Source organism: Pseudotamlana haliotis, assembly GCF_008806375.1.
In the GTDB taxonomy this organism is placed as follows: Bacteria; Bacteroidota; Bacteroidia; order Flavobacteriales; family Flavobacteriaceae; genus Pseudotamlana; species Pseudotamlana haliotis.
Genome location: NZ_WAAT01000048.1, coordinates 1 through 12,176, shown reverse-complemented (window position 1 = coordinate 12,176; position 12,176 = coordinate 1). Strand labels below are relative to the sequence as shown.

The 12,176-nt window shown below is 35.9% G+C and carries 12 protein-coding genes; 7 read left to right on the top strand and 5 right to left on the bottom strand.

Annotation, left to right across the window (positions count from 1 at the left end):
• Positions 1 to 82: 82 nt before the first annotated feature.
• A complete protein-coding gene (locus F6U93_RS11270; protein WP_150939857.1) occupies positions 83 to 556 on the bottom strand; it encodes a regulatory protein RecX in 474 nt (157 codons plus the stop codon).
• A gap of 130 nt (positions 557 to 686) precedes the next feature.
• Here F6U93_RS11270 and F6U93_RS11265 point away from each other — a divergent pair, with 130 nt between their 5' ends.
• The gene (locus F6U93_RS11265; RefSeq protein ID WP_150939855.1) at positions 687 to 3,032 is read left to right on the top strand and encodes a hypothetical protein; all 2,346 of its coding nucleotides are present in this window, start codon (positions 687 to 689) and stop codon (positions 3,030 to 3,032) included.
• A gap of 163 nt (positions 3,033 to 3,195) precedes the next feature.
• Here F6U93_RS11265 and recO read toward each other — a convergent pair whose 3' ends face one another.
• The 3 genes from recO to gdhA form a co-directional block, all read right to left on the bottom strand.
• Positions 3,196 to 3,915 (bottom strand): DNA repair protein RecO, encoded by a 720-nt coding sequence (gene recO / locus F6U93_RS11260; RefSeq protein ID WP_150939853.1) that lies wholly within the window; start codon positions 3,913 to 3,915, stop codon positions 3,196 to 3,198.
• On the bottom strand, positions 3,915 to 6,260 hold the full coding sequence (porZ, locus tag F6U93_RS11255) for a type IX secretion system anionic LPS delivery protein PorZ (RefSeq protein WP_225312680.1): 2,346 nt from the start codon (positions 6,258 to 6,260) through the stop codon (positions 3,915 to 3,917). Before porZ ends, recO begins: the two co-directional genes overlap by 1 nt.
• 118 nt (positions 6,261 to 6,378) lie before the next feature.
• Positions 6,379 to 7,722, bottom strand: coding sequence for an NADP-specific glutamate dehydrogenase (gene gdhA / locus F6U93_RS11250; protein ID WP_150939849.1), 1,344 nt, complete (start codon positions 7,720 to 7,722; stop codon positions 6,379 to 6,381).
• A gap of 196 nt (positions 7,723 to 7,918) precedes the next feature.
• On the opposite strand from gdhA, the gene F6U93_RS11245 reads away from it, so the two are divergent.
• Both F6U93_RS11245 and F6U93_RS11240 read left to right on the top strand, forming a co-directional pair.
• Entirely contained in the window at positions 7,919 to 8,722 is an 804-nt protein-coding gene (locus F6U93_RS11245; protein ID WP_150939847.1) for a THC0290_0291 family protein, read from the top strand.
• Positions 8,723 to 8,860: 138 nt separating this feature from the next.
• The gene (locus F6U93_RS11240; RefSeq protein WP_150939845.1) at positions 8,861 to 9,577 is read left to right on the top strand and encodes a DUF3298 and DUF4163 domain-containing protein; all 717 of its coding nucleotides are present in this window, start codon (positions 8,861 to 8,863) and stop codon (positions 9,575 to 9,577) included.
• Here F6U93_RS11240 and F6U93_RS11235 read toward each other — a convergent pair.
• Positions 9,557 to 9,748: a hypothetical protein gene (locus tag F6U93_RS11235; protein ID WP_150939843.1), complete on the bottom strand. Its 192-nt coding sequence runs from the start codon at positions 9,746 to 9,748 to the stop codon at positions 9,557 to 9,559. The two genes, F6U93_RS11240 and F6U93_RS11235, sit on opposite strands and share 21 nt — an antisense overlap.
• A 171-nt stretch (positions 9,749 to 9,919) precedes the next feature.
• Between F6U93_RS11235 and F6U93_RS11230 the strand changes: the two genes are divergently transcribed.
• From F6U93_RS11230 to F6U93_RS11215, 4 genes are all read left to right on the top strand, one after another.
• Entirely contained in the window at positions 9,920 to 10,267 is a 348-nt protein-coding gene (locus F6U93_RS11230; RefSeq protein ID WP_150939841.1) for an arsenate reductase family protein, read from the top strand.
• A gap of 214 nt (positions 10,268 to 10,481) precedes the next feature.
• Positions 10,482 to 10,898 (top strand): PID-CTERM protein-sorting domain-containing protein, encoded by a 417-nt coding sequence (locus F6U93_RS11225; RefSeq protein ID WP_150939839.1) that lies wholly within the window; start codon positions 10,482 to 10,484, stop codon positions 10,896 to 10,898.
• Complete coding sequence (locus F6U93_RS11220; RefSeq protein WP_150939837.1) at positions 10,885 to 11,481, top strand: archaeosortase/exosortase family protein; 597 nt, start codon at positions 10,885 to 10,887, stop codon at positions 11,479 to 11,481. Before F6U93_RS11225 ends, F6U93_RS11220 begins: the two co-directional genes overlap by 14 nt.
• Positions 11,459 to 11,863, top strand: coding sequence for a hypothetical protein (locus F6U93_RS11215; protein WP_150939836.1), 405 nt, complete (start codon positions 11,459 to 11,461; stop codon positions 11,861 to 11,863). Before F6U93_RS11220 ends, F6U93_RS11215 begins: the two co-directional genes overlap by 23 nt.
• Positions 11,864 to 12,176 lie beyond the last annotated feature (313 nt).

Below are 12,176 nucleotides of genomic sequence, written 5' to 3'. Positions count from 1 at the left end.
TTATGGTCAACCTATATCAGGGACGTACAAATTTTAATACCTAATTTTTCCCTTTTCATTATTCATTTTTCATTTTTCGCTATCAAGCAATAAACTCATGCGCCTTCTCATAAACCAAGTGTGACTCCCAGCCACGATACAAAAAATAATCTATAAATTTCTTACGTTTTTTGTAAGTATTGTCTTCTTTTATTAAATTCGCTCGTTTTTCCGATAATTCGGAAAGCACAGTGAGATATTCATCATCATCAATTTCAGCTAAGGCCTGAGTGATATTGAATTTTGAAATGTCTTTCTGTTTTAATTCTGAAATTAAACGGTGGCGCCCCCAGTGTTTTATTCGGAATTTACCACGTACAAAAGCTTTGGCATAACGGGATTCGTTAAGGAAATTTTGATCTAAAAGATGGACAATAATCATATCGATAGCTTCGGGTATCATTGACATAGACACCAACTTTTTGCGCACTTCTTGATGACAACGCTCTTGATAAGCACAATAATGCTCCAGTTTTTTAGTGGCTTCTTGTACGGTATATGTTTTTTTTGATTGCATAGCCCGCCAAAAATAACAAGGATAAATTAACAATTGAATAAAAAGATTTAAAAACCAGTTTTTAGTTCCTCTCGCAAAAGACTCCAAAAACCAAACATTGAAAAAATTCATCTTAACCTGCCTAAATCTTATGCTTCTTCATTTAGGCTTTTCCCAAACCTCTTTAACCGAAGGAGACATAGTGATTACACATGTCGTTTCAGTAAACCCCGACAAATTTTCATTCGCATTATTAACCGATGTATCTAGTGGCACCGAAATTCATTTTACCGATAAAAGCTGGTTACCTTCAGGCGATAAATTTTCCGCCATAGGTGAAGGCATTGTAACCTGGTCCGCCACAAGCGATTTACCTTGCGGAACATCAATAACCATTTCAGATACAGGGCACATCATAGAAAACACCTATTCAGCAACTATTGGGACGGCCATTGAATCGGAACTTGGTTTTACACTCAACGAAACTTCTGGCGATGAAATTTCAGTGTTTCAAGGGAGCGAACAAACCCCAACTTTTTTATACGCCATTCATTTTGGAAATGATTTGGGCTGGGCAGAAACCGACGCCCAAGTCACAGCCAATCGCAGCGGTGTCCCTGCAGGATTAACCGATGGCGTAAATGCTATGGATATGGGGAATTATGAAAACGGCAGTTACAACTGTACCACAACTTCTAATAAACACTTGATTTTAGCTGATGCCGTACAAGCCTCAAACTGGACCCGATCTAATGGAGTTATAACAATTGCACCCTGTTCTTTCACTTGTAGCACCCCCACCGCTTGCATAACAAGTATTGTTTATGACCTTAATGGATGGAGCGCCACACCAGATTTAACTTCAGAAGTACAGATTTTAACAGATTACAGTACCAATCTAGGAAGTTTCAAAGCTTGTAACCTAAACATTGCTACCGGAGCTACACTCACCGTAGAAAACAACAGCTTTGTAGAAGTTCAAAATAATGTTATGATAAACGGTCATTTAATTGTTGAAACAAAAGGCAATTTTGTTCAAAATAATACAGACGCCATTTTCACGATACACACCTCCGGAAACGCTCAAGTTAACAAAGTCTCTCCCATAAAAAATGCATGGTATTATTACACCTATTGGAGTTCGCCGGTAAAAGAAGAAATTATAGACCATGCCTTCCCCAATGTTGATAGCCATAGAAGCTATGCCTTCAGTTCTGAAAATTTTATTGATAATGATGGCGATGATATTGACGACAATGGTGACGATTGGCAGGTTGTTCCAGGAAACCACAGCATGACACCAGGTGCAGGTTACGCTTGTATGTCTAGCCGTGTACTCACCTATCCCGCCACCCACAATGTGAGCTTTGAAGGTGTTTTTAACACAGGTGATATTTCTACAAACATCAACAAAAACCCGAGCAATCGAGGCATTCCGTGGAATTTGATTGGGAACCCCTACCCTTCTGCTATAGATTTTGTAGCCTTTCAGCAAGCCAATTCGGCGGTTATTGATGGCGCCGCCTATTTTTGGTCGCATGCCACCGCACCCCATAATTCATACCCCGGGAACCAACAATCTAATTTTCATCAAAACGACTATGCCACCTTCACTATTGGCTCTGGTGGTGCTGCTGGAGCTAGCGGCATAATTCCTAATAAATATGTCGCTTCTGGTCAAGGTTTTTTTATTCCAGCAGTCAGTAATGGCAGCGTCACTTTTACCAATGCCATGCGTATGGCAGACAACTCTAGCAATTCTCAATTTTTAAAACAAGAAAAACTACAAGGGTCAACTAAAACTTCAGAAAACAAATTATGGATAAACCTCACAACAAACCACGGCATTTTTAGTCAGATTTTAATTGCCTACGTTAACGGGGCCACCGAAGGTGATGACGGCTTGGCTTATGATGCCACTCGTGTAGTGAATCAAAATTTCAATACTATTCTCTATTCCTTAATTCCAGAAAACTCCAAAAAATATGTCATTCAAGGCAAAGACATCAACAGCATTCACAACAACACCCCAATCAAGCTAGGTTTTAGTACAAAAATGGATGCGTCTACCATTTACAAACTTGAACTTGGCCAATTTGAAGGCGATTTTCTTTCTACAAACAAGCTTATTTTAAAAGATCATTTACTCAACACCACATACCAATTATCAGATTCACACTATACATTTACTTCTGAACCCGGCGAATTTAACGCACGTTTTGAAATTGCTTTTGACACTAACAGCCTTTCGGCGGAAGGGTTTAGCTCCTTCAACCAAATACAGATTATACAATTAGAGCACAACAACATCCAATTTAAATCGGCTAAACAAGCCATCAATAACATTCAAATTTTCAACATCCTAGGGCAAAAACTGTACAATTTACAAGGAGGAGGCCTATCGAAAACTTATTTCCTTCCCGATTTAAGCCCAATTTTCATAGCTCAAATTGAACTGGCTAGCGGTGAGGTTGTGGTTAAGAAGGGAAAACGTTAAGCGTGTTTATGCGTTGAAGAATTTATTTGTGGAACAGTGTAATTGTTGGCTGTACTACAGATAATCGTGATTCTTTACTCTTTACTCTTTACTCTTTACTGTTTGCTCTTTGCTCTTTAAAACATCGTAAACACGCATCTTATCGCATTTAACATCTCACTTTTCAGCCAAAAACCTGATTAAAAACCTGCAAAGATTTCGGGCGCTTGAAACTGCCTAGGTGCAATTCGAAATAAATTAGCATAGCGCTTAAAAAAGATTGCCGTTGTGTGGCATTTATTTTAATATCTGGTAAGGCATCAAATGGGGTTTCTAAAAGCTGTTTTAACAGCAACACATTCGGCCCTGCCATATTGTGTTTAAAAACGGGTTTTAACTCAAACCTCCCTTCGTTTAGGTTGAAATTTGGGAGTTCAATAGCCCTTGTATCAGGATAAAAACCTAAATACTTAGTGAGCTTCAGCAAAAATAATAAGTGAAAATTGGCGTATTCCGATTGACTATCTAGCCACAATAAAGTATTTTCTAAATAACTAAAAAGGGCTTCATCGGCTTCTTCTTCGTGTAGAGTACTACTTAAAACTTCAGATAAAAACAAAACAATCGAACTCTTTAGCACGTGAGAATGTAGGCTGGAATAAATCACAGTCAGCTTAGTTTCCTTTATAGTTTGCAATGACCGGTTTGACTTGTAGTCTATAACAATTTGAATTTGTGATAAGGGCTGAAAATAAGCCGCTTTGTTTTGGGATTTTTTACTTTTTAAAATACCTCTAAGCAGAAAACTTATAACGCCTTTTTCTTGAGTAAAACACTTCACGATAAGGTCATTGTCTCTGTATTTTAACTTAGATAATACAATGGCGTTGGTTGTGATGATCATTAGCGAACAACCATTAATTTTATAACTTTCGTTTCAAAAGTATCTAAATCAGCAAGCATCAATAAATATACTCCTGAAGCAACGGTATTATTAGCTAGGTTTTTTCCGTTCCAATAAGCGGTTCCCCCATCAATTTCTAAATTATAACCGCTGTAACGCTGGTTAGTTTTAGACTGAGCTTCAGCAACGAGATTCCCTTCAATATCGGTGATTTTTATATTGACATTTTCAGAAATACCTTTGATTTTAACCTTTTTATCAAGCAAGTCAAATCCTGGGCGCACCGGATTGGGGTAGGCAAAAGCCTCATCTAAATTTTCATCGGGACTAGAACCTCCTGATAGAAAAGACACCAACCCTTTCTCGGTAGCGATATAAACAATGCCTTTATCACTATCAATAGACAAATCTAACACCGTATTTGATGGCAAAGGTGAATTGGTTTTTGTAAAATGAAAGATTGTATTTTGGCCGTCTGGCGAAAAGTAAAACAATCCAGCATCGGCAGTAGCCACCCATTTATTATTAGAACCATCAACTTCAATAGCCGTGATATTCTGCTGAAAGAGCAACTCTTTAGCTACACCATCTTCTTCAATGACAATTTCATCAACACGAATATCTTCGGTGAAAAAATTAGAGGTATTATACAGCACCCGCAAGCCGTTAGCTGTACCTATCCACAGTTGATTTCTTTGATCTAAAGCCAATGCTGTAGCCGTAACTGAAGGCATATTTGAGGCTTCGGTATAAACACTTTTCAGTAATGGGTTATTGCCGTTTTCTTGAAAACCTATAACACCAAAATCAAAAGTAGCAATCCACTTGACTTGATCTGCACCTATCACTAAATCGGCATAACCAAGGTTATCGGTTGAACTATCTCCAATAATAGCGGTAAAATCATAAGAATTCCACTGATTATTACTCAAATTAAACGATTTAAGCGGCCTATCAATTAAGCCCGACAAAGTCCATAAAAGTCCGTTGTCATCAAATGCAGATACCCCTACTCTAATATCGACATAGCTAGGGTTGCTATCTAAAATCAAAGATTCCAAACCGCTATTACTCTCATCATACAAAATGCTAGGAATGTCATCATTAACTTCTAAAAGCCCACTAAAGAAGGAGCTTACAAAAACTTGGTTCGGATTTTCAGGATGAACAGCAATAGCGTTTAAACACTTCGCTTCCAACACGTCACTATATGGTGTATTAATCCACTCATCATACTTTAAATGACTCATACCACGACTGTTTAGTGGATATGGATTGTAAAACTGAGTATATTCACCAAAGGTCACCCACAAACCATCAACACTAGCCTCTATAGCAAAAGGGTTATTTAATAAGGGCCCTTCAGGATGTACTTCTTCAAAAGTCGTGGGACTGGCTACAGGTGTTTTTAGAATCCCAAAATCTTCGCTACCTATGTAAATATAATTGCCATCTACTGTAGCCGAGGTATAACGCGTTGCAAACTCCGGATCTAATCCAACTTGAGCAATCGTATTAAAATTAGAATCGTAAACAAAGACCTCATTTTGTGTGGTCACTATTAACTGGCCTGCCGTGGCATGTAAATCTAAGGGTGTATTGGCATAAGTAGCTAATGCAGTAAGTGAAGTATTATTTATAACTTCATATAATTTTTTATCGGCATTTGTAGCATATAATTTATCGTCTTGTGCCTCTACCCCTAACCAACTACCAGGGCTTAATGTTTGCCAATTTTGGAAATCTATTAAATTTGAATTGGAAACATCTGCACGTTTAAGTCCGTTATTATTAGTACAAGCCGCATAAAGATAATTTCCGTACACCGCGGTTTGAGTGACTGGGATTTGAGAACCATTAGCGCCAATAAAATAAGTATCACCAAACTCTAAGCGCTCCATATCAAATACCGAAACCCCATAATTAGTAGCAATGTATAAGCTATTTTGGTAATTACTAAAATGATTTATTCTTTTTTCGGTAGGCTGAATCGTCGTTTTATCAAAAATATCAACAACAGTTAATACTTTAGAATCTTCATCAAAAACTACCTCCATTAAACCATTTTCATAACCAATAACCAATAACTCATAGATCTCACTGTAATAAATTGTTGAAATCGTTTCGCCAGACAAACCATTTACAGTAGTAAGCTCTTCGAGTTCATTAGTTTGGTGATCGGTATAAAAAACAGCATTTTCGGCAGCAGCAAAAATCTTACCATTACCTTGGGCAACAGCTTTAATGTTGTGATATGAAAAATGACCCTTCCAAGTTTGGGAAAAATCTTGAGAAAATTGCAACAGGGGCAATAAGCAAAAAACAAGTAGAATAACTTTTTTCAATGGGATGATTTTTGAATTCCAAATATATTTATATCTAACGAATTTAACTTGAAAATCATATGCTTAAATAAAAAAGCCTCCAAAATTAGGAGGCTTTTTATATTTTAAAGGATATTTACTACACAATACCTTGAGCTAACATGGCATCGGCAACCTTTACGAAACCAGCAATATTAGCGCCTCGTACATAATCTACAAACCCGTCTTCATCAGTACCATATTCAATACATGATTTATGGATATCACCCATAATATCTTTTAATTTATTATCAACTTCTTCTCTTGTCCATTTAAAACGAAGTGAATTTTGTGTCATTTCTAGACCCGAAGTAGCAACACCGCCGGCATTAGAAGCTTTTCCTGGAGAAAATAATATTTTAGCTTTATGGAAAGCTGCAATAGCCTCTTTTGTTGATGGCATATTAGCGCCTTCAGCAACACAAATACAACCGTTTTTAAGTAAAAGATCAGCATCCTTTTCATGAAGTTCATTTTGCGTAGCACAAGGCAGTGCGATATCGCAAGGTACACTCCAAGGTGTTTCTCCTTTTGTAAACGTCGCATTTGGATACGTCTCTAAGTACGCACTGATACGAGCTCTTTTAACATTTTTAAGGGCCATAACATGAGCGAGCTTTTCAGCATCAATACCATCGGCATCATGGATATACCCTGAGGAATCCGATAAGGTTAATACTTTACCTCCCAGCTGAATCATTTTTTCGGCAGCATATTGTGCTACATTACCAGATCCTGAAATAACAATGGTTTTCCCAGCTATTTCCTCGCCTTTTGTTTCTAGCATTTTTTGAGCAAAATAAACCGTTCCGTAACCTGTAGCTTCTGGTCTAATTAATGAACCGCCCCAAGACATGCCTTTTCCGGTTAAAACTCCTGTAAATCCATTACTTATTTTTTTATACATCCCGAAAAGGAATCCAATTTCGCGTGCACCAACACCAATATCTCCAGCTGGGACATCGGTATTATGGCCAATATGTCTAAATAATTCGCCCATAAAGGCATGGCAAAATCTCATGATTTCATTATCACTTTTACCTTTAGGATCAAAGTCACTACCGCCTTTACCACCACCCATTGGAAGTGTTGTTAAACTATTTTTAAACACTTGCTCAAAGGCTAAGAATTTTAAAATACTTAAGTTCACTGTTGGGTGAAAACGCAAACCTCCTTTATAGGGACCGATTGCCGAATTCATTTGAACACGATAACCTCGATTTACTTGTATTTCTCCATCATCATCAACCCAACAAACACGAAACATGATTACCCGTTCCGGCTCTACCATTCTAAGTAAAATATTCTTTCCGTAATATATATCGTGCTCAACAATGTATGGAATTACAGTCTCTGCAACTTCCTCTACTGCTTGTAAAAATTCTGGCTCATGACCATTTCGTTCTTTTACTAAATCTAAAAAAGCTTCAACTTTACTTTTCATAGCGCAATAAATGTTTTTAAATTATTATATAATTAGTATTTTAAAACAAATATACATTATCTTCAAAAATATATTGCTTTTATTTTAAATTCTTCAATGTAGAGATTAAATTAAATTATGGTATTTTTATATTGTTTGTTTTAAATCACAGTTTTTATATATTTGTTCTAAATAACTCAATCAAACCAAGCTCTTTATGCTTAAACCAAAATACGCCGCCATTGCTTTTTGTTTGTTTTCTCTAATCCAAACCGCTAAAGCACAATTAGGTTTCTCTCATGAGTTAGGGCTTGTTGCAGGCTACGTAGAAATGCGTTCTGACTTTGGAGTACGAGAAGATTTTGACACGAACTTCAAGAATTCTGGTTTTGGTGTTGGATTGGTTCACTATATGAATTTCTCTTATAAGGCAGATTGCAACTGTTATACGGCCGACAATTATTTTAACGACCACTTCAAACTTCGTAATGAAATTTCATATAACAGAGTCCATTTAGAGCATCACGGTGAATGGGTTGACCCATCAAAAACATCAGCTGAATCTGATAAACTTCGTGCGCATACTGGTCTTGCAAGAAATTTTAATATTGGTACGCAACTTGAATACTACCCTTTAAGCATTAGAGATTTTCAAGGTTATAGATTTAGATTCACTCCGTTTGTAAGCCTTGGTATTCAATACACCTACCGTAACCCAACAGTAGAAACAAACTATAACAACCCAGATCCTACCGCTATTGGTGATGTTACCGACCCAAGTAATTTTTATTCAGGATGGGCACCTGGATCTGTTGATGCCTCTCCAGGGAGTAGCTGGGCCGTTGTTAGTAATGTTGGTGTACGCTACAAATTATCTCGTGTTTCTGATTTAATGCTAGATTTCAGATGGCAGTTTTTCATGGATGATAATGTAGATGGACTAGATCATGATTTATCATCAAACAAGCACAATGATAGTTTAGTTTGGCTTAGTTTAGGTTATATCTATTACCTTAATTAATCTTCGGCAAATAAGCTTAGAAAACAAACCACAAGTTTCAGATTAAACATATTATCTTTTTTAGCATAAAAACAGTTTTTTATGCGGTGTAATCACATGCTATTTTTACTTTTATGATAAATTAACATCGCCCAGTATATGCGCTACTTAAAACTCTTTCTATTTTTCACACTCTTCGTGCTTTTTTCTTGTGAAAAAGAATACACCATAACCTTCACAGAGAACCATTTAGCTTCGAAAGCAAGCGAAAACATCACCATTAATATTCCAAAAGCAGAAGGAAAGGCATCAATTGTTGACCCTATAAATACGCGTATAGAAAACCACGTTATAAAATCATTACAGATAGGCAGCAGCAACAGTATTCAAGCCAAATCTATAGGCGCTAGTATAGATGCTTTTAACAATGAATTTGAAGCCTTTAAAAATGATTTCCCAAAAACCCAACAAATTTGGGAAGCCCAGATTGACGGTGAAGTTCTCTATCAATCTGATCAGATTATAAGTACTTCTATAACGGCTTACACAAACACCGGGGGAGCCCATGGCATCTTGAAAATTTCATTTTTAAATTTTAATAGTCAAAACGGTAGCATTATAAGCAATTCAGAACTCTTTAATGATAAGGAAGGCGTAGAAAAAATAGCGAAACCCTACTACCAAAACGCCATTGAAGATAAAAACATTCTTTCAAATCCAGACGAGTTTACATGGCCTGAAAACATTGCATATACCGAAGATGGGCTCGTCTTTCTTTACAATACGTATGAAATTGCAGACTACTCTGAAGGGGTTATCGAATTTAAAATCCCCTTTGATGAAGTACAGCCCTATCTAGTTTTTAATAACTTTTAGCAAAGCTAAGATATAGCCGTAATGCACGCCTTCATGGATGGCTGAGAATTGCAATGCCTCATTAATATTGTGCAGTGTATTTCCTGTAGTTGTTACCGTATAATCATTGAAATCTTTAAAGCGACCACAGTTATAATCAGATTCGGTTTTTTCAAATACTGAAAATAACAAGGTTTTTATTTCATAAACTTCTTCATGATTTAAATCACCTTGAGGCTATTATTCTCAATAACATCGCAAAAAATCTTTCTTATATTTTTCTGAACATCAAAGGTAAAATCCATTATAATTTAGTTTTTCAATAAATATACTTTTAATTTGTTTTTCAAAACACAGCATATTATGAAAAAAGTATATTACCTAAAAACCTGTACAACATGTACCCGAATATTAAAAGATTTAAATTTACCTTCTGAATTTACGCTTCAAGACATTAAGTCAAACCCCATCACAGCCGACCAATTGGATGAAATGAAATCGCTTTCAGGGAGTTACGAATCACTTTTTAGCAAACGCGCTAAACTTTATAAGGAAATGGATTTAAAAAACCAAAACCTTAGCGAACGTGATTTTAGGCATTACATCTTAGAGCATTATACTTTTCTTAGCAGGCCTGTAATTATTATAGATGATTCTATTTTTATTGGTAACTCTAAAAAAAACATAGAGGCTATAAAACTAGCTCTTTAACTAATCAAAAAAATACTACTAACCTGAACAGCAAAACATTACTAAGCCATTGTAACACAAAAGGCTCTTACCGTTTATCGGATTTATTTGCTTTTCACTACATCTTAAGGGACAAAAAACATCCTTTATCGAAAATATAAGAAAAATAAGAAATTGCATCAAATTCCTGATTATTTTTAATCTTGCTATTATTAATCAATTAAACATTATCATTATGAAAAACAAAAAACCCTCCGTTTTAAGTTTTGTTAAGGTGTGTGCAATTATCCTTGTATTTACAATGTCGGCTAATTTAAACGCAACAACTTACAAATCAAATTCAGCACTGTCATCAGAGCTACAGTTCACTACTTTAAACCTTGCTTTTTCACCAATATCGCTTGCTATTGTAACCGTTGTCAATAATGACGTTTGGAAACGTGGCTATAACGATAATTTTAAAGAAAACACAGGCTACGGAAGAGAAAGGCCTAAAAGAAAAAGAAAGTGTTGTAACCAACCATGTAATCATGGTGGAAATGATGAACCAGGCGACAATATTCCTTTAGATGGCGGCTTAAGCCTTTTAGCACTTGGAGCTGCTGCATTTGGTGTTAGAAAATTACGCAAAGAAAAGCATGACAAAGCTTAAGAGATTAAAAAACAAAATTCCATTACCAATAAGGCTTTTCTTAGGAAAAGCCTTATTACTTTTCATTATTTGGGAAATAGTCTATAACCTCTTTATTCATGATTCTGCCTTCCCTCAACAATTTTTAACCAATCATGTTGGACAATTTTCTGTTTTGGCATTAAACAGCTTAGGAAACATGACTGAATTTACAAATCACAACACCATTCTAACTTCCACATATTCAGGAGACGCTATAAATGAATTTTACTCTGAAATTTATCATCATGACAAAAAAATATTAAATATTGCCAATGCCTGCAATGGCTTAGAGCTCATGGTTCTATACATAGGCTTTATTATTTGTATGCCTTCTAAGTTTTGGCGTAAAGTAAAATATATTATATTAGGATTAATTGTTCTAGACGCCATTAATATTTTACGATGCGTAGGTTTAATCTATTTACGTGAATACTACCATAACTATTTTGATTTCGCGCATCATTATTTATTTAAAGCTGTTATTTACGCTACATCATTTTTAATTTGGTACATTTTTGCCCGGAAAATCTCTTTAAATCATGAAAATCTACAAAACGGATAACATACGGTTCATCTCAGGATTGGTCATGATTATTGTACTATATTCCTTATACTATATTTATTTTGCCGATAACAACCATAGTCACACCATTTCTCGACTACTTAGGCATGGCATCACCTTAGCTACTACAGTGGCTATCTACTTTATTGGCACCTTCCATCTGGGCAAACTTCAAGACTCTTGGATGGCTTCTATTTGGCATATAGTCCACATCTCTGGTTTGTGTATATTAACAGGTTTAGGACTCTTCGATTGGCTTATTTCAGACATCAGTATTAAACTCAAATTGTTCTGTCATTCCATTCAAGAAATACTCATTTCTCCGGTACTCTATGTTGCCATGGGTTTACTCAACAGAAGTTTAAACAAAAAGCTCGCTTAACAAGTTTTCATCAGTAAAAACACCCACAGAACAACTTTCACAATACCAGTTATTAAATTCGGACACTGCATGTCGCTATAAAACCACTAAACCTAACGTAAATTTGTAGTGTAATTATTACGATTACAATTTTCATATAGTTAGTTTGGTTTTTAAGATGAAAAAAAGCTGCTGTAGGTGTGGTTACCTGCAGCAACTTAATCTTTTTATCGTTGTTTGTAAAAATCAAACTTAGCGGATAATACACCTGAACTTGGGATCAAGCGCAAAACTTGTGTGTGAATTACGTACAGTTTTCGGATTTTTGCCAAAA

What these genes read in the sequence shown, in the direction of transcription:
- F6U93_RS11270 (WP_150939857.1), bottom strand. Translation starts at nt 556, where the DNA reads ATGCAATCAAAAAAAACATATACCGTACAAGAAGCCACTAAAAAACTG.
- F6U93_RS11265 (WP_150939855.1), top strand. Translation starts at nt 687, where the DNA reads ATGCTTCTTCATTTAGGCTTTTCCCAAACCTCTTTAACCGAAGGAGAC.
- recO (WP_150939853.1), bottom strand. Translation starts at nt 3,915, where the DNA reads ATGATCATCACAACCAACGCCATTGTATTATCTAAGTTAAAATACAGA.
- gdhA (WP_150939849.1), bottom strand. Translation starts at nt 7,722, where the DNA reads ATGAAAAGTAAAGTTGAAGCTTTTTTAGATTTAGTAAAAGAACGAAAT.
- F6U93_RS11245 (WP_150939847.1), top strand. Translation starts at nt 7,919, where the DNA reads ATGCTTAAACCAAAATACGCCGCCATTGCTTTTTGTTTGTTTTCTCTA.
- F6U93_RS11240 (WP_150939845.1), top strand. Translation starts at nt 8,861, where the DNA reads ATGCGCTACTTAAAACTCTTTCTATTTTTCACACTCTTCGTGCTTTTT.
- F6U93_RS11230 (WP_150939841.1), top strand. Translation starts at nt 9,920, where the DNA reads ATGAAAAAAGTATATTACCTAAAAACCTGTACAACATGTACCCGAATA.
- F6U93_RS11225 (WP_150939839.1), top strand. Translation starts at nt 10,482, where the DNA reads ATGAAAAACAAAAAACCCTCCGTTTTAAGTTTTGTTAAGGTGTGTGCA.
- F6U93_RS11220 (WP_150939837.1), top strand. Translation starts at nt 10,885, where the DNA reads ATGACAAAGCTTAAGAGATTAAAAAACAAAATTCCATTACCAATAAGG.
- F6U93_RS11215 (WP_150939836.1), top strand. Translation starts at nt 11,459, where the DNA reads ATGAAAATCTACAAAACGGATAACATACGGTTCATCTCAGGATTGGTC.